This is a genomic window from Stutzerimonas stutzeri, assembly GCF_018138085.1.
Taxonomy (GTDB): domain Bacteria; phylum Pseudomonadota; class Gammaproteobacteria; order Pseudomonadales; family Pseudomonadaceae; genus Stutzerimonas; species Stutzerimonas stutzeri_AI.
On record NZ_CP073105.1, the window covers coordinates 1,242,155 to 1,259,556 of the forward strand.

The window sequence follows — 17,402 nt, forward strand, 5'->3', positions numbered from 1 at the left end:
ACACTCTCAGGTAACGAGGCCAATAATAATGCAACCTGACTTCTGGAACGACAAACGTCCCGCTGGTGTGCCCAACGACATCGACATGGGGGGCTTCCGCTCGGTCGTGGAAGTATTCGAGCGCTCCTGCAAGAGCCATGCGAATCGCCCGGCCTTCAGCAACATGGGCGTGACCCTGACCTACGCCGACCTGGAGCGGTACTCGGCGGCCTTCGCGGCCTGGCTACAGAATCATACCGATCTGCAACCGGGTGACCGTATCGCCGTGCAGATGCCGAACCTGCTGCAGTACCCGATCGCTGTCTTCGGCGCCCTGCGGGCCGGGCTGATCGTGGTCAATACCAATCCGCTCTATACCGCACGGGAGATGCGTCACCAGTTCAAGGATTCCGGGGTGCGGGGGCTGGTTTACCTGAATACGTTCGGCAAGCTGGTGCAGGAGGTCCTACCCGATACCAGCATCGAGGTGCTCGTGGAGGCGCGCATCGGTGACATGCTGCCTTCGCTCAAGGGGCTGCTGGTCAACACCGCGGTCAAGCACCTGAAGAAGATGGTGCCCGAGTACAGCTTGCCGCAGGCCGTTTCTTTCAAGCAGGTGCTGCGTAGCGGCGGCCACCACAGCCTCAAGCCGGTGTCGCTGACGCTGAACGACACCGCGGTTCTGCAATACACCGGCGGCACCACTGGTGTGGCCAAGGGCGCGATGCTCAGCCACGGCAATCTCGTGGCCAACATGCAGCAAGTCCGGGCAAACATGCAGCAGCTGGACGAGCAGGGGCAGACCCTTATCAAGGAAGGGCAGGAGATCATGATCGCGCCCTTGCCGCTGTATCACATCTACGCCTTCACGGTTAACTGCATGTGCATGATGGTGACCGGCAACCACAACGTGCTGATCACCAATCCTCGCGACATCGATGGCTTCGTCAAGGAGCTGCAGAAGTGGCGGTTCACGGCCTTTCTCGGGCTCAACACGCTGTTCGTCGCGCTGATGGCGCATCGGGACTTCAACAAAATCGACTTCTCAGCGCTCAAGGGCACCAATTCAGGCGGCACGGCCCTAGTGTCCGCGGTAGCCGAGCGCTGGAAGAGCATGACCGGAGTCACCGTGACCGAGGGCTACGGGCTGACTGAAACCTCGCCGGTGGTCTGCGCCAACCCACAGGGCGACAAGTCGCGCATGGGTACCGTCGGGTTGCCGGTACCGGGGACGACGCTGAAGGTGATCGACGACGAGGGCAACGAGCTGCCGTTGGGCGAGCGCGGTGAGCTTTGCGTCAAGGGCCCACAGGTCATGAAGGGTTACTGGCATCGTCCGGACGCCACCGCCGAGGTGCTCGACGCCGAGGGTTGGCTGAAGACCGGCGACATCGCGGTGATCGATCCGGACGGATTCGTGCGGATCGTCGACCGCAAGAAGGACATGATCATCGTCTCCGGATTCAACGTGTATCCCAACGAAATCGAAGACGTGGTCATGGCTCACCCGAAGGTGGCGGCGTGCGCGGCGGTCGGCGTCCCGGATGAAAAATCGGGCGAAGCGGTGAAACTGTTCGTGGTGCGCAGCGACGCCAGCCTCACCGTAGAGGAGCTGCAAGCCTACTGTCGGGAAAACTTCACCGGCTACAAGGTCCCGCGACATTTCGTGTTCCGCGATTCCTTGCCGATGACGCCGGTCGGCAAGATCCTCCGCCGAGAGCTGCGCGATCAGGCCTGATCGACGCAGACTCCCGCATTCCGCCGAAAGCACAAGTGACTGAGCGGCGACTGTCAGTCACTTTGTGGTCTTTGTTCAGGTCTGAGCCCCTGTTCGGGCTGTTTCAAAACTGCTAACCTCGCCCCGCCTTTTGACCGGAATTGCCGTACAAAAGTTAACAAAACACAACAAAACAGCTGCTATATGCAGTAAAGCTGTCGCTTAGGAGTGGGGTTCAATGACCGATAACTTCTGGAAGGATAAATATCCTGTCGGGGTCGAAAGCGAGATCAATCCCGACGAGTACCGGAACGTCCAGGCTGTGCTCAAGGCCTCCTGCGAGCGGTTCGCGGACAAGCCAGCCTTCAGCAATCTCGGCAGAACCCTGACCTACGGCGAGCTCTACGAGCTGTCCGGCGAGTTTGCCGCCTATCTACAGCACCATACCGACCTCCAGCCAGGCGATCGAATCGCGGTACAGCTGCCCAACCTGCTCCAGTATCCGGTCGTCGTATTCGGCGCCCTGCGCGCCGGCCTGATCGTGGTCAACACCAACCCGCTGTACACCGCGCGGGAGATGGAACACCAGTTCAACGATTCCGGTGCCAAGGCTCTCGTCTGCCTGGCCAACATGGCGCACCTCGCCGAAGAAGTCGTGCCGAAAACCGGCATCCGGCATGTAGTCATCACCGAAGTCGGCGACATGCTGCCGACCGTCAAGCGCTTGCTGGTCAACGCAGTGATCAAGCATGTGAAGAAGATGGTGCCCAGCTACGACCTGCCCAAGGCCGTCAAACTGAACGATGCCTTGGCGCAAGGGCGCAACAAGCGGCCCAGCGAGGCCGATCCCGAGAGTGACGACATTGCCGTGCTGCAATACACCGGTGGCACCACCGGCGTTGCCAAGGGGGCCATGCTGACCCACCGCAACCTCGTCTCCAACATGCTCCAGTGTCGTGGGCTGATGGGGACCGAGCTGGGCAGTGGCTGCGAGACCATGGTCGCTCCGCTGCCGCTCTACCACATCTACGCGTTTACCTTTCATTGCATGACGATGATGCTGATCGGCGCACACAACGTGCTGATCACCAACCCGCGCGATCTGCCTGCCTTCGTCAAGGATCTGCGCAAGTACCGCTTCACCGGCTTTGTCGGGCTCAACACCCTGTTCGTTGCGCTGTGCAACAACGAGGAGTTCCGCAAGCTGGACTTCTCCGGGCTGAAGGCGACCTTCTCGGGCGGAATGGCGCTGCAGCTGGCCGCGGCAGAGCGCTGGCAGCAGGTGACCGGTTGTTCGATCTGCGAAGGTTTCGGCATGACCGAAACCAGCCCGGTCGTTTCGGTCAATCCGTTCAGCGGTATCCAGATCGGCACCATCGGCATTCCGATGCCGTCGACGCAATGCAAGGTCATCGACGATGAAGGCAACGAGTTGCCGATCGGCGCGACCGGCGAGCTTTGCGTGAAGGGGCCGCAGGTGATGAAGGGCTACTGGCAACGGCCGGAAGCCACCGCCGAAGTGCTCGACGGGCAGGGCTGGTTGAAGACCGGTGACATCGGCATCATCCAGGACGACGGCTACATGCGCATCGTCGATCGTAAGAAGGACATGATCCTGGTGTCCGGTTTCAACGTCTATCCCAACGAACTCGAAGACGTGCTCGCCACCCTGCCGGGTGTGCTGCAATGCGCGGCGATCGGCATTCCGGACGAGAAATCCGGCGAGGCGATCAAGCTGTTCGTGGTCGTCAAGCCGGGCGAAAGCCTGACCAAGGAGCAGGTCATGCAGCACATGCATGACAATGTCACCGGCTACAAGCGGCCCAAGACCGTCGAGTTCCGCGACAGCCTGCCGACCACCAACGTCGGCAAGATATTGCGCCGTGAGCTACGCGATGAAGAGCTGAGAAAGCTCGGAAAGAAATAGCAGCCGCGGCTGTACGAGAGCCCCGCTTCGGCGGGGCTTTTTCGTTGTTTCGGCGCCGTTTATTTCTTATAGCTGCTGCGGCGTTCGGGCTGTTCCCGTTGCGCTGGGGAGCTGACACAATGCTGGTATTAATCCGCACAAAAAATGGGGTTTTGCCGAAATGTTGTCGAAGCTGCGTTTGCGAGGAAAGTTGCTGTTACTGGGAATGGCGCCGACGTTACTTCTCGCCGTTCTGCTCAGCGGGATTGCCGTCTACGAACTGCGAGACCTGGCGATCCGGCAGGAGGCTCAGACGCGCGAAAGCCTGACCCGAGATCGCCGCGCCGAACTCAAGCATTACGTCGAGGTGGCGCGCACCGCGATCGGGCCGCTTTACGACCGCTCCGCCGACGGCGACATGGCGGCGCGCGCCGAGGCGGTGCGGCTGCTCGAAGCGCTTTCCTATGGCGAGGGTGGCTATTTCTGGGGTTACGACGAGCAGGCGGTGCGGGTGCTGCAAGGCAACACGCACGACAAGATCGGCCAGAGTTTCTACAGCTATCAGGACCCCAACGGGGTCTACGCGATTCGTGATCTGGTCAAGGCCGGCCAGGACGGGACTCACTACGTCCAGTACAGCTTCGAGACGCCGGGCAGCAAGGCGCTCGTGCCGAAGATCGGTTACGCCGAGTACCTGCCGAAGTGGAAGCTGGCTTTCGGCAGCTCTTTGAACCTCGATGGTGTGGAGCGTGATGTCCAGGCGGCGCGCGAGGTGTTCCAGCAACGCATCGATCGGCTGACAGGCATCATGATCGGCTCTGCCGCCGCGCTGTTGGCACTGGTCGTCGGGCTTGCCCTGTTCATGAGCAGTGCGATTCTGCGGCCACTGTTGCAGGTCAAGCACAACCTCGATGACATGGGGGCCGGCGACGGTGACCTGACCCAGCGGCTGCCAGTGGCCAGCCGCGACGAGCTGGGTGAACTGGCCGCATCGTTCAACCGCTTCGTCGAGAAGATTCACTCACTGGTGCAGCAGGTCGCCGGCACCACCACGCAGCTCACCGGACTGGTGGGCGCGGTGGCCGGTCAAGCGCAACGCTCCGAACAGGCGATGGCCGATCAGCGCCACGAGACCGATCAGGTCGCCACCGCGATCAACGAGATGTCCGCCGCTGCCCACGAGGTGGCCATGAGTGCCCAGCGCGCCGCGGAAGCCGCTCAACAGACCGACCAGCAGGGCTTGGCAGCCAAGCAGGTGGTGGATCGCAGTATCGAGCAGATCCATGAGCTGGTAGGCGAGCTGCGGGAAAGCGGTACGTCGCTCGCCGGGCTGCAGCAGGACGTACACGGCATCGTCGGCGTCCTCGACGTGATTCGCGCAATTGCCGAGCAAACCAACCTGCTGGCGCTCAACGCCGCAATCGAAGCGGCTCGTGCCGGGGAAGCTGGACGAGGTTTCGCCGTGGTCGCCGACGAAGTGCGGGCTCTGGCCAGCCGTACCCAGCAGAGCACCGGCGAAATCCAGAGCATGATCGATCGCCTGCAAACGGCCACCTCGCACACCGTGGCGACCATGTTGCGTGCCGGCGAGAAAGGCGAAGCGACCCGCCGGCAGGCCAATCAGGCGGGCGAATCGCTGGACGCCATCGCGGCGTTGATCGGCACGATCAATTCGATGAACGCCCAGATCGCCAGCGCCGCCGAGGAGCAGACCGCGGTGGCCGAAGAGATAAACCGCAGCGTGCAGCACATCGCCGATGCGGTCGACGGCGTGGCTAATGATGCGGCCGAGGGCGCCCAGACCGCGCGCGAACTCAATGGACTGGGCGAACGTCTGCAACGGCTGGTCGGGCAGTTCCGCGTTTGAGCACATGGGGCGCCCGGGCGCCCCGCAGCTAGGTTCGGCTGAAGTGCTCGTACGGCGCTTCAGGCCGAGCGACCAACGGTAGAGCAACCGTCGTCCGACAGCGAACCCCTGAGCAGGCGCAGCGGTCTAGTCCCCTATGGCCGCGTCCACTTTGTGCAGTAGGGGACGATGGCGCATGCCATTTCGCGGCCTGCCCATCAATCTCGTTGCAAGGATGAGTTACCCATGCAGAAGAAAAACAATGCACGTCGGGTAGTTGCTTCTTTCGCTTTATTCGCCTCGACCGCAGCCCTGGCTGCACCTGCCGCCGAGCCCGCCGCGTTCAACGAATACTGGTCTCCCGGCAAGCCCGATTCCCGCATCTGCAAATCACCGCTGCTGGTCGGGACGCCACTCGGACTGCCTCGTTGTATGCAGGCGAGCAATATCGTGACGCACCTGCAGAACCTGCAGGACATCGCCTCCCTGAATCAGGGCAATCGAGCGTCCGGCCTGTCGGGTTATCAAGCCTCGGTGGGCTACGTGCGCAGCACGCTCGAGCGCGCCGGTTACCGGGTCAGGGTCCAGGCATTCCCGTTCCTGGCGTTCTATCCCGCAGGACCGGGCACGCTGGCGGCGGTGACGCCGCAGCCGGTGCAGTACACCTTGGAAGAGGATTTCACCTACGCCGACCAGACCGATCCGGGCAACGTCACCGCGCCGGTGGTGCCCGTCGATCTGGCGCTGGGGTTGGGAAACACCTCGACCAGCGGCTGTGAGGCGTCGGATTTCGCCGGCTTCCCGGCAGGTGCCATTGCGTTGATGCAGCGCGGCACCTGTCCATTTGGCGACAAGGCCACCAACGCGGCGGCAGCCGGCGCGGCGGGGGCGATCATCTTCAACCAGGGTGACACCGAGGACCGCAAGGGTCTGCTGGTCGCCACCCTGGGCGAGGACTATCAGGGCGGCATTCCGGTGATGTTCGCGACCTACGATAACGGCGTTTCCTGGTCGCAGACCGATGGGCTGCAACTGAGCATGAGCGTCGATGTCGTCCGCAAGCAGTCGGAAACCTACAACGTGCTGGCCGAAACCCGTCGGGGCAATCCGAACAACGTGGTGATGGTCGGTGCGCACCTGGATTCGGTCTTCGAAGGGCCGGGTATCAACGACAACGGCTCCGGCAGCGCCGCCCTGCTGGAAATGGCCACACTGATGAGCAAGGCCCATCCGTTGAACAAGGTACGCTTCGCGTGGTGGGGCGCGGAGGAGTCGGGGCTTGTGGGTTCGACTTACTACGTCAACCAGTTGCCGGAGGAGGAGAAGCGGCAGATCAAGGCCTATCTGAACGTCGACATGATCGGCTCGCCGAATTACGCCAACTTCATCTACGACGGCGACGGCTCCGACTTCGGTCTGCAAGGCCCGCCCGGCTCGGGTGCCATCGAGCGTCTGCTGCGCACCTACTTCCAGCTGCGCAACGCGCCATCCGAAGGCACCGAGATCGACTTCCGCTCCGACTATGCCCAGTTCTTCGACGACGGCATCGCCTTTGGCGGGCTGTTCACCGGCGCCGAGGACATCAAGAGCGTGGAGCAGGCGCAGCGTTATGGCGGTACGGCCGGGGAGGCGTATGACCCGTGCTACCACAGCGCCTGCGACAACCTCGGCAACATCTCCACCGAGGCGTTGGAACTGCACGGCGATGCCTTGGCCTTCGCCACCAGCTGGCTGTCCCTGTCGACCAAGATGGTTGACGATGAGATAGCGGCAGCAGCCGAGCAAAGCATCGGCACACTGCGCGTCCAGAAGGTACAGGAGAAGTCCCGCTGGGGTCATTGGATCCGTTGATCGCCTGATCGCCGCGCCGGTTCGCCGGCGCGGTCCTTCCGCCAATCCCTTTCCTTACGGCCAGCCGGGCAAATCTGCGACAATCGCGCCCTTCACGAAATCGCATACGGCTGTCCATGACCGACGCAACGCCCTCGTTTGAACAACTCCTGAAAAACCTCGACCAGGCGATGTTCGCTGACCGCCATCGCTTGCGTCGTCAGCTGCACGACCTGCGCAAGAAGGCCGGCGATGCGCCGATCGACGCCGAACGCCTCGCCCAGTGGCTTGAGCGTTTCCAGGCATCGGTGGCCAAGGTCGAGGCGCGGCGCCAGAGTGTGCCGGTCATGCGCTACGACGACAGCCTGCCGATTGCCGCCAAGCGCGACGAGATCAAGGCCGCGCTGGAAAAGCATCAGGTGCTGGTGATCGCCGGTGAAACCGGCTCGGGCAAGACCACGCAGTTGCCGAAGATCTGCCTGGAAATCGGACGGGGTGTGCACGGGCTGATCGGCCACACCCAGCCGCGCCGGTTGGCGGCGCGCAGCGTCGCCACGCGCGTGGCCGAGGAGATCGGCACGCCGCTGGGTGAGCTGGTGGGTTATCAGGTGCGCTTCGAGGACCAGAGCAAGGACAGCTCGCTGATCAAACTGATGACCGACGGCATCCTGCTGGCCGAAACGCAGCACGACCGCTTCCTGGAAAAATACGACACCATCATCGTCGACGAGGCCCACGAGCGTAGCCTCAACATCGACTTCCTGCTCGGCTACCTCAAGACCCTGCTGCCGCGCCGTCCCGACCTGAAGGTGATCATTACCTCCGCGACCATCGACCTGGAGCGCTTCTCCGAGCATTTCAGCGGGGCCGGCCGTCCGGGGGCGCCCATCGTCGAAGTGTCGGGCCGTACCTATCCGGTTGAAACCTGGTATCGACCGCTGTCGGCGGAAGTCGACGAAGACGGCAACCGCGTCGAGGACGATCTCACTGTCGACCAGGGCATTCTCGCGGCGCTGGACGAGATCGACGCCCATGAAAAGAGCATCGGCAAGCGCCCAGGCGACGTGCTGGTGTTCCTGCCCGGCGAGCGCGAGATTCGCGATGCCGCCGAAGTGCTACGCAAGGCCAACCTGAAATTCACCGAGGTGCTGCCGCTGTATGCACGGCTGACGCCGGCCGAGCAGCAGAAGATTTTCCAGCCGCGGCCGGGCCGCAAGATCGTGCTCGCCACCAACGTCGCGGAAACCTCGCTGACTGTGCCCGGTATTCGTTACGTGATCGACTCCGGTACGGCGCGGATCAGCCGCTACAGCTACCGCGCCAAGGTGCAGCGACTGCCGATCGAGGCGGTGTCCCAGGCCAGCGCCAACCAGCGCAAGGGCCGTTGCGGGCGGGTCGAGCCCGGGATCTGCATTCGCTTGTACAGCGAGGAGGATTTCCTCGGTCGGCCGGAATTCACCGATCCGGAGATCCTGCGCACCAACCTCGCTGCGGTCATCCTTCAGATGCTGCATCTGCGCCTTGGTCAGATCGAGGATTTCCCCTTCATCGAGCCGCCGGACGGCAAGGCCATCAGCGATGGCTTCAACCTGTTGCAGGAGCTTTCGGCGGTCAATCGCGAGAACCAGCTGACGCCCTTGGGCCGCCAGCTGGCGCGCTTGCCCATCGATCCGCGTCTCGGGCGCATGCTGCTCGAAGCGGCAAAGTTGGGGAGCATGGCCGAGGTGTTGATCGTCGCCAGCGCGTTGTCGGTGCAAGACGTGCGCGAGCGGCCGGCCGACCGTCAGCAACAGGCCGACCAGGTGCATGCGCAATGGAAGGACCCGGATTCGGACTTCGCAGCGCTGATCAACCTCTGGCGTGGCTTCGAGAAGCAGCGCCAGGCGCTAGGTTCGAATGCCTTGCGCACCTGGTGTCGGAAAAACTTCCTCAACTACCTGCGTCTTCGCGAGTGGAGGGATGCGCATCGCCAGCTGACCCTGATCGTGCGGGAACTCAAACTCGACGCCCAGCTACGCGCCGAGCACGAGCGAAAGGGCGCGGAAGCAACAGCTCGCGGTCAAGTCCGCTCCCACAAAGGCACCGACACTCCCGGTGGGAGCGGTCTCGACCGCGAAGAGGGCGGCACCGGAGCAAAAGATCGCGGTCAAGACCGCTCCCACAAAGACACCTCAGCTCCCCGTGGGAGCGGTCTCGACCGTGAAGAGGGCGGCACCGGAGCAAAAGATCGCGGTCAAGACCGCTCCCACAAAGACACCTCAGCTCGTGGGAGAGATCTTGACCGCAAAGAGGGCAGCGCTGGAGCAGAAGATCGCGGTCAAGACCGCTCCAACAAAGGCACCGACACTCCCGGTGGGAGCGGTCTCGACCGCGAAGAGGGCGGCACCGAAGCAGAAGATCGTGGTCAAGACCACTCCAACAAAGGCACCGACACTCCCGGTGGGAGCGGTCTCGACCGCGAAGAGGGCAACGCCGAAACGAAGGCGGACACCCAGGAAAAGGACCGCGCCCATGCCGAGGGGTCTGTGCGCACCACGGACAAGCGAGTCAATGCCAAGCTCGCCCAGCAAGCCGAAGCCAGCGAGGCAGCCGTACGCGCCAAAAGCTACGCGGCGGTGCACAAGGCCATCCTCTCCGGCCTGCTCAGCCAGATCGGACACAAGACCGAGGAAGGTGATTTCCTCGGCGCGCGCCAGCGGCGCTTCTGGGTGCATCCGTCCAGCGTGATCGGGCGCAAAAAGCCCAACTGGATCATGGCCGCCGAACTGGTTGAAACCACCAAGCTCTTCGCGCGCATGGTCGCCAAGATCGAGCCGGACTGGATCGAGCCGCTGGCCAAGCACCTGATCAAGACCAACCATTTCGAACCACACTGGGAGAAGAAGCGCGGGCAGGTGGTCGCGTTCGAACAGGTCACCCTGTACGGCATGATCGTGGTCGCCCGCCGGCCGGTGCATTTCGGCCCCATCGACCCGCTTGCCGCGCGTGAACTTTTCATCCGCGAGGGGCTGGTGCGTGGCGAAATGCACAGCCGCGCCAAGGCGCTCACCGCCAACCGCGAACTGCTCGAGTTGTTCGACGAATTGGAAGCCAAGGCCCGTCGCCGCGACATCATCGCTGACGAGGACACGCTGTTCGCCTATTACGACGCGCGCCTGCCGCAGGACATCTACCAGACCGCCAGTTTCGAGACCTGGTACAAGCGCGAAAGCCCCAAGAACCCGCAGCTGCTGGTCATGCGTGACGAGGATGTGCTGGCGCGAGACGCCAGTGAAGTCACCGCTGCGCAGTACCCGGACCATTTGCGTATCGGCGAACTGCAACTGCCGCTGGAATACCATTTCGAACCCAACCACCCGCGCGACGGCGTGACGCTGCGAGTCCCCGCGCCGCTGCTGCCGCAACTGCGTGCCGAGCGGCTCGCCTGGCTGGTGCCGGGGCTGATCGAGGCCAAGGCGGTGGCGCTGGTGCGCAACCTGCCCAAGGCGATTCGCAAAAACTTCGTCCCGGTACCGGATTTCGTCAAGGCTGCGCTCTCGAAGATCACCTTCGGCGAGGGCGCGCTGCCGGATGCGCTGGGCCGCGAGCTGCTGCGCATGACCGGTGCGCGCGTGCCGGACGAAGCCTGGGCGGAAGCGGCCCTGGGGCTGGAGAGCCATCTGAAGATGAATATCGAGGTGGTCGATGCCCGTGGAAAATTCCTTGGCGAAGGTCGTGATCTGGCCGAGCTGACGGCGCGCTTCAGCGAAGCCAGCCAGGCCGCATTGGCGCCGCCGCAGCAGAAGGCCGAACAGAAACCGGTCGAGGCCAAGGGCTTTGCACAGGTGGCGGAAAAGGCTCAGGCGAAGATGGCCGGCTTGTCGATGACGGTCTACCCGGCACTGGTCGAAGAAAATGCAGTGGTCAAGGAAGGTCGTTTCCCGACCCAGGCCGAGGCCGACTACCAGCATCGCCGCGCCTTGCAGCGCTTGCTGCTGCAGCAGTTGGCCGAGCCGGCGAAATACCTGCGCAACAAGCTGCCAGGCCTTACCGAGCTGGCGTTGCTCTATCGCGACATGGGCAAGGTCGATGCGTTGGTCGAGGACATCCTGCTGGCCAGCCTCGACAGCTGCATCCTCGACGGCGAAGCGCAACTGCCGCGCGACGGCGCCGCCCTGGCGTCACTGGCCGAACGCAAACGCGGTGACTGGGCGACGCACGCCGAACGCTCGGCGCGCCTGACGCTGGATATTCTCAAGCTCTGGCATGGCCTGCAGAAGCGCTTCAAGGGCAAGATCGACCTGGCCCAGGCGGTGGCGCTTAACGATATCAAGGCGCAACTGGGCAATCTGGTCTATCCCGGCTTCGTGCGCGAAACGCCGACCGAATGGTTGAAGGAGTATCCACGCTATCTCAAGGCCATCGAGCAGCGCTTCGAAAAGATCGGCGCGCAACTGCAACGCGACCGTGTCTGGTCCGGCGAACTGACCGGCTATTGGGAGCAGTACCAGGCGCGGCTGAACAAGCATCAGCAGGAGGGCAAGCGCGATCCGGAACTGGCGTTGTACCGCTGGATGCTGGAGGAATATCGCGTATCGCTCTGGGCCCAGCAGCTGGGGACGAAAATGGCGGTGTCGGACAAGCGGCTGAACAAGCAGTGGAGTCAGGTCGAGGCTTGATGTTTTTGGGGGCGGGCCGGGACGAACGGACCGTCCATCGGCGCGCTGGCGCGCTCGTTCGCCAACCGCGCCGCCCCGCTTTCGGTGCTCCCTGAGGCCTACAGAGTGCCTGCGCTATTTGCTGGTCAGCGCGCCTGCGACGAATTCCAGGCGATCCTGCCCGAAGAACATCTCCTCACCCACGAAGAAGGTTGGCGCACCGAACACGCCGCGTTGCACGGCTTCTTCGGTGTTCGCCTTGAGCGCATTCTTGACCTGATCATCGGAGATCAGAGCGCGGAATTGCTCGGAATCGAGCCCGGCTTCCGTCAGCACAGCCGCCAGTACCGCCTCGTCGCCGAGGTTGCGCTGATCGATCCAGAGCGCGTTGAACAGGGCTTCCAGGTAGCGCGCAAAGTCTTCGGGTCGTTGCATCTGATAGCCGATTGCGCCGCGCATCAGCGCCAGGGTGTTGATCGGGAAATGCGGATTGAAGGCGAACGGCACACCGTAGCGACGCGCATGGCGCAGCAGATCGGTGGCCATGTAGCGGCCTTTGGCTGGAACAGCGGCCGGCGACGAATTGCCCGTGGCTTGGAATACTCCACCGAGCAGCATCGGCCGATAATGCAGCGTCGCGCCTGTGCTCGAGCACAGTGCCGGTAGCTGGGTCCAGGCGAGGTAGCTCGCCGGGCTGCCGAGATCGAAGAAAAACTCGAGGGTCTTGGTCATCTATGTCGCTCCGGTTGGGTTTACCAGCGCTCGGTCCAGGGGCGCAGGTCGAGTTCGAAGGTCCAGGCGTCGCGTGGCTGGCTGTGCAGATGCCAGTAGTTGTCGGCGATATGCGCTGGGTTGAGGATGCCGTCCTGGTCTTTCAGGGCATAACGCTCGGGAAAACTGTCACGGATGAATGCCGTATCGATCGCCCCGTCGACCACGATGTGCGCGACGTGGATGTTCATCGGGCCCAGTTCGCGCGCCATGCTTTGCGCCAGCGCACGAATGCCATGCTTGGCCCCCGCGAGCGCGGCGAAACCGGCTGAGCCGCGCAGCCCGGCAGTGGCACCGGTGAACAGGATGGTGCCGCGGCCGCGAGCCACCATCCGCTTGGCCACCGCCTGGCTGGTCAGGAAGCCAGCGAAACAAGCCATCTCCCAGATCTTGAAATATTTGCGCGCGGTCTCCTGGAGGATGCTGCACGGTACGTTCGCGCCGATGTTGAAGACCATCACCTCGATCGGGCCGATGTCGCGCTCGATGGTTTCGATCAGCTCGGCTACCTGATCTTCCTTGCGCGCATCGGAGGCGAAGCCATGGGCGCGACCGCCCTCGGCGATGATGCTGTCGACCAGCGGCTGCAGCTTGTCGGCGCTACGCCGGGTGACGCAAGCCACGTAGCCTTCGCGGGCGAAGCGTCGTGCGATGGCAGCACCGGTAGAGTCCCCGGCGCCGATGATCAGGGCGACGCGATTGTTATTCTCCATGGGTTCGCTCTCTTGCTAAACGGTCGTTAGGTAAGCGGACGTTATGTTAAGCTTCGCGACTCGTCAAGGTCGCCATGAGGGCGTGTCGCATGCGTTACTCCGCCAGCCATAAAGAGCAAACCCGACAGCGCCTGATCGAAAGCAGCGGCGCGATCGCCAAGCGCGGCGGCTTCGCCACGACCGGCGTCGATGGCCTGATGAAAGCCATCGGCCTCACCGGTGGCGCGTTCTACAGCCATTTCCCGTCGAAGGGCGACCTGTTCACCGAAGTCGTCCGGCGCGAGTTATCGCAAAGCCCGATCCTTGCGCGAGACGGAGTGGCCGATCGGACCCGGCTGGAACGCTGCCTGGACGCTTACCTGAGCATGGCGCACCTGCACAATCCGGAAGCGGGCTGCGCGATCCCGGCGCTGGGTGCGGAAATCGCCCGTGCCGAGACGCCGGTGCGCGAGGAGGCCGAACATTGGTTGCGCGCCTTGCAGCAGGCCTGGGCGCAGACGCTCGGTGATGGCGAGCTGGCCTGGGCGTTGATCGCGCAATGCGTCGGCGCGTTGCTCGTGGCGCGCATGCTGGCTAGCGAAGAGACCCAGCGGGAGGTGCTCGACGCGAGCAGAAGCATGCTTCATTCGGCTTTGTCGCAATGACGTGGCGGCAGGTAGGCACCCGAGCGAATGCGGGGCGGGGCGGGTGCGCGAGGCACCCAATATAGGGCGCCTCGCTTGTTGCTTAGAAACTAGAACCGGTAATTGGCGCTCAGCTCGAGTGTCCGTGGCGCGCCCGAGGTGATCAGGTCGACCGAGCCGTGGGCCGAGGCGTAGTACTCCTTGTCGAAGACGTTGAACAGGCGCAGTGCCGCGTCCCACTTGGGTTGCTGATAGAACAGCGCTGCATCGACCGTGGTGTAGCCAGGCATCTCGGTTTCGTTATCCAGCGCGGTATATCGGCTGCCGACGTAGTTGGCGCCCATGCCGACGCGCCAATCGGTATCGAGTGAGCGCACCGCCCACAGGTTGGCGCTGTGGCGCGGCGTAAGCGTCGGCACCTGCCCTTCGTTGTCGACACCGTTGGTCTTGCTGTTCGACTTGGTGATCTCGGCGTCCAGGAAGGCGTAGCCGCCATAGAGCTGCCACTTGTCCGAGAGCTGGCCCATGAAGGTGGTTTCGAACCCGTCGGTGCGCTGCTCGCCCGCCAGCACCAGCTTGGCCGGATTGATCGGGTCGGTGGTCTTGATGTCGGTGCGCTCGAGGCGGAATGCCGCGGCGGTCAGCATCAGCCGGTCCTGCAACAGGTTCCATTTGGCGCCGATTTCGTAGTTTGTGGTTTGCTCCGGCTCCAGCTCGACGTTGGTCGCGCTGACCTGGAACATCTCGCCCGATGGCTGATAGGAGCGGCTGATCGACAGGTAATAGGACTGCGCGTCATCCGGCTGCCAGACCAGGCCTGCGCGTGGACTGAGTGTGTAATCGGTCCGCTCCAGCTCGGCCTTGCCGTTGAGATCGTCGCGGAAGGACTGGTCGAACTCGTCGTAGCGCACACCCAGCAGCGCCTTCCAGTGGGGCGACAGTTCGATCAGGTCCTGCACGTAGAGGCCTGTGGTTTCCTGGGTGTTGAGGCCATCACCGGTCTTCTGATTGGCCTGGGACGGCACCGGCAGCAGCGTATCGCCATAAACGGGCACCCGCGCGACATCGTTCTGGTTGTAGAACTGCTGGTCCTTCTCCTGGCGACCGAACTCCACGCCGTAGAGCAACTGATGATTCAGGCCGGCGATCATGGCGTTCTGCTTGAGTTCGGTCTGGTTGAACCAGCCGTCCTCCTTGCGCTGGACATTGCCGCGCTTGAGCTTGACCAGCAGCGTGCCGTCCGGCGCGGTGACGAAGCGGTTGGCATCGGTGTGCGCCAGGGTGTTGTTCCGATCCAGGTCGTAGTGGTAGTAGCGGCTGGTGTTGCTCAACGTGAAGGTATCGTTGATGCGGTAATCGATGCCGGCCGTCAGCGAGAAGATTTCGCTACGGGTGTAGTCCTGATCCGCGTCGGCAGAACCGAAGCGCTTGTCGCGGTCGACGTCGACGGGGCGGCCGTTGAGGGACGGGATACCGAAGTCGATCAGGCGCTTGTCGTACAGGTACGACGCGCCGAGGTTGATCTCCAGGTCATCGGAAAGCTGGAAGTAGGCAGATGGCGCCAGCGCCTTGCGTTCCAGAAAGCCATCTTCACGGAAGGTGTCGCTGTCTTCCAGCGCGCCGGTCACGCGAAACGCCTTGTTTTTCTGCTCTTGATCCGCCCAGCCGGTATCGAACTGGGTACGGCGCTTGCCTTCGCTGTCGAAGCTGACGCCCACCTCCTGCACCGGTGCGAAGGTTGGCTTCTTCGTCACGCTGTTGATCAGCCCGCCCGACGAACCGCGGCCGTAGAGAACCGCCGCCGGCCCCTTGATCACTTCAACGCGCTCGATGTTCGACATGTCCCGGAAGTAGAGCGCGTCGTCACGAACGCCATCGATGTACTGGTCGCCAATGGCGCTGAAGCCGCGGATGGTGACCTGGTCGCGTTGCCCGTCGCCGTTGCTCAAGCCGATGCCCGGAACGTTCTTCAGCGCGTCTTCCAGCGAGTCGGCGCCCTGATCGCGTAGCACGCTTTGTGGCACCACGTTGATCGATTGCGGAATGTCGCGCAGGGGGGCGTCGATCTTCAGCGCAGCCTTGCTCTGCTCGGGCTTGTAGCCGGATTCCTCACGACTACCGGTCACCGAGGTGACGGGAAGTTCGATCGGTGAGGCGGGCTGGGCATATACGACGGGAGTCGCCAGGGCGGTGAGCAATGGCAAGAGGCGGGTTGCGTTTGATGGCACGGTGTCATCCTCCAGGGAAAGGGAGGCGACAATAGCTGTATGTAAATTGAATGTAAATGATACGAGTTATCATTAGCGTTCATTTATTCGAGCTCATGCGTGCGGTGCCCTGAGCGAAGCCGAGCCCGGCGCTGTCGCCGCTGTATCGGCGTTGGCGAAGCGGTCCATTCGCTGCAGCTGCCCGGCCTTGTCGAGCCTGAGTCGCAGCAAGTCCTCGGCGAGTATCAATTGCCCATCGTAGTGGCGGGCCGCCTCGGCGCGGATGTCCTCGACAGAAAGTCCGCGTCCCGGGATGTTCTGGTAGCGCGCGCTGAAATGAGTCAGTACCAGGTTCGGAACGCCGATTTCGGCTGCGAATGCGGCCACCTGCGCGGCGGTGCTATGACCAAACTCTGCCTTGCCGGCCTCTGCGACCGTTTGCGTGTAGGTGGCCTCGTGGATCAGCAGTTGCGCACCCTGGCAAGCCTCGCGGAGCAGTTCGGGACGGTCGTTGTCGCCGCCGACGACGATGTGCCGCGACGTACGGGTCGGCAGCAGATAATCCTCGCTGTGCAGGATGCGTCCCGCCAGCTCGACGTCGTTACCGCGCATCAGCGCACCCCAAAGCGGGCCACGCGGGACGCCCTCGCGATCGAGCCTCTCCACGTCCAGGCGTGGGTCCGGGCGGGTTTCGGTGAAGCTGTAGCCCCAGCTCGGCACACGGTGGGAGAGGGCGGTGGCTTCGACGCGCATCTGCTGATTGCGCCAACTGTCCAGGGTCTCGACGGCATGGAAGCGCAATTCGTAAGGCAGCCCGCTCTGACTCATGGCCAGGGTCGTGCGTACCCAGCCTTCGATCGCAGCGGGCGCGATGATGTCCAGCGGCTGCTGTCGCCGGGCCATGCCGGCGCTGGCGAGCAAGCCAGGCAGGCCATAGCAGTGATCGCCGTGAACGTGGGTGATGAAAATCGCCCGCAGCCCGTGAAGCGTCAGTGGCGTACGCAACACCTGATGCTGCGTGCCCTCGCCGCAATCGACCAGGTACCAGCCCTTGCCGCTGTCTTCGAGCAAAGCAAGGCCGGTAACGTTTCGGGCCCGGGTCGGAGTGCCGGATGAGGTGCCGAGAAACAGCAAGTCCACGTGCGAGCTCCTCTCTAATCGGGACGTCGGATG

Annotated in this window: 9 protein-coding genes and 2 pseudogenes; 7 read left to right on the top strand and 4 right to left on the bottom strand. The window is 63.2% G+C overall.

What is annotated here, in order from left to right:
* The first annotated feature begins 28 nt into the window (after window positions 1–28).
* From fadD2 to hrpA (KCX70_RS23460), 6 genes and pseudogenes are all read left to right on the top strand, one after another.
* Window positions 29–1,717, top strand: a complete 1,689-nt coding sequence (gene fadD2, locus KCX70_RS05895) for a long-chain-fatty-acid--CoA ligase FadD2 (RefSeq protein ID WP_212619567.1) — start codon at window positions 29–31, stop codon at window positions 1,715–1,717.
* Window positions 1,718–1,934: 217 nt separating this feature from the next.
* On the top strand, window positions 1,935–3,623 hold the full coding sequence (gene fadD1 / locus KCX70_RS05900; RefSeq protein WP_102847422.1) for a long-chain-fatty-acid--CoA ligase FadD1: 1,689 nt from the start codon (window positions 1,935–1,937) through the stop codon (window positions 3,621–3,623).
* A gap of 160 nt (window positions 3,624–3,783) precedes the next feature.
* A complete protein-coding gene (locus KCX70_RS05905; RefSeq protein ID WP_212619568.1) occupies window positions 3,784–5,469 on the top strand; it encodes a methyl-accepting chemotaxis protein in 1,686 nt (561 codons plus the stop codon).
* 225 nt (window positions 5,470–5,694) lie between these two features.
* On the top strand, window positions 5,695–7,299 hold the full coding sequence (locus tag KCX70_RS05910) for a M28 family metallopeptidase (RefSeq protein WP_212619569.1): 1,605 nt from the start codon (window positions 5,695–5,697) through the stop codon (window positions 7,297–7,299).
* Window positions 7,300–7,415: 116 nt separating this feature from the next.
* A pseudogene (gene hrpA / locus KCX70_RS23455) lies at window positions 7,416–9,302 on the top strand (ATP-dependent RNA helicase HrpA); the annotation flags it as partial.
* A 513-nt stretch (window positions 9,303–9,815) separates the two neighbouring features.
* Window positions 9,816–11,936: pseudogene (gene hrpA, locus KCX70_RS23460) on the top strand (ATP-dependent RNA helicase HrpA); the annotation flags it as partial.
* A 114-nt stretch (window positions 11,937–12,050) separates the two neighbouring features.
* On the opposite strand, the gene KCX70_RS05920 reads toward hrpA (KCX70_RS23460), so the two are convergent.
* Together KCX70_RS05920 and KCX70_RS05925 are read right to left on the bottom strand one after the other, a co-directional pair.
* Window positions 12,051–12,647, bottom strand: coding sequence for a 2-hydroxychromene-2-carboxylate isomerase (locus KCX70_RS05920; RefSeq protein WP_212619571.1), 597 nt, complete (start codon window positions 12,645–12,647; stop codon window positions 12,051–12,053).
* 20 nt (window positions 12,648–12,667) lie between these two features.
* Entirely contained in the window at window positions 12,668–13,399 is a 732-nt protein-coding gene (locus tag KCX70_RS05925) for an SDR family oxidoreductase (RefSeq protein WP_212619572.1), read from the bottom strand.
* A gap of 89 nt (window positions 13,400–13,488) precedes the next feature.
* On the opposite strand from KCX70_RS05925, the gene KCX70_RS05930 reads away from it, so the two are divergent.
* Window positions 13,489–14,043: a TetR/AcrR family transcriptional regulator gene (locus KCX70_RS05930; protein ID WP_102851363.1), complete on the top strand. Its 555-nt coding sequence runs from the start codon at window positions 13,489–13,491 to the stop codon at window positions 14,041–14,043.
* 89 nt (window positions 14,044–14,132) lie between these two features.
* On the opposite strand, the gene KCX70_RS05935 is transcribed toward KCX70_RS05930, so the two are convergent.
* Window positions 14,133–16,250, bottom strand: coding sequence for a TonB-dependent receptor (locus KCX70_RS05935; RefSeq protein WP_212619573.1), 2,118 nt, complete (start codon window positions 16,248–16,250; stop codon window positions 14,133–14,135).
* A 93-nt stretch (window positions 16,251–16,343) separates the two neighbouring features.
* Window positions 16,344–17,369, bottom strand: a complete 1,026-nt coding sequence (locus tag KCX70_RS05940; protein WP_212619574.1) for a ribonuclease Z — start codon at window positions 17,367–17,369, stop codon at window positions 16,344–16,346.
* Between the last annotated feature and the right edge of the window lie 33 nt (window positions 17,370–17,402).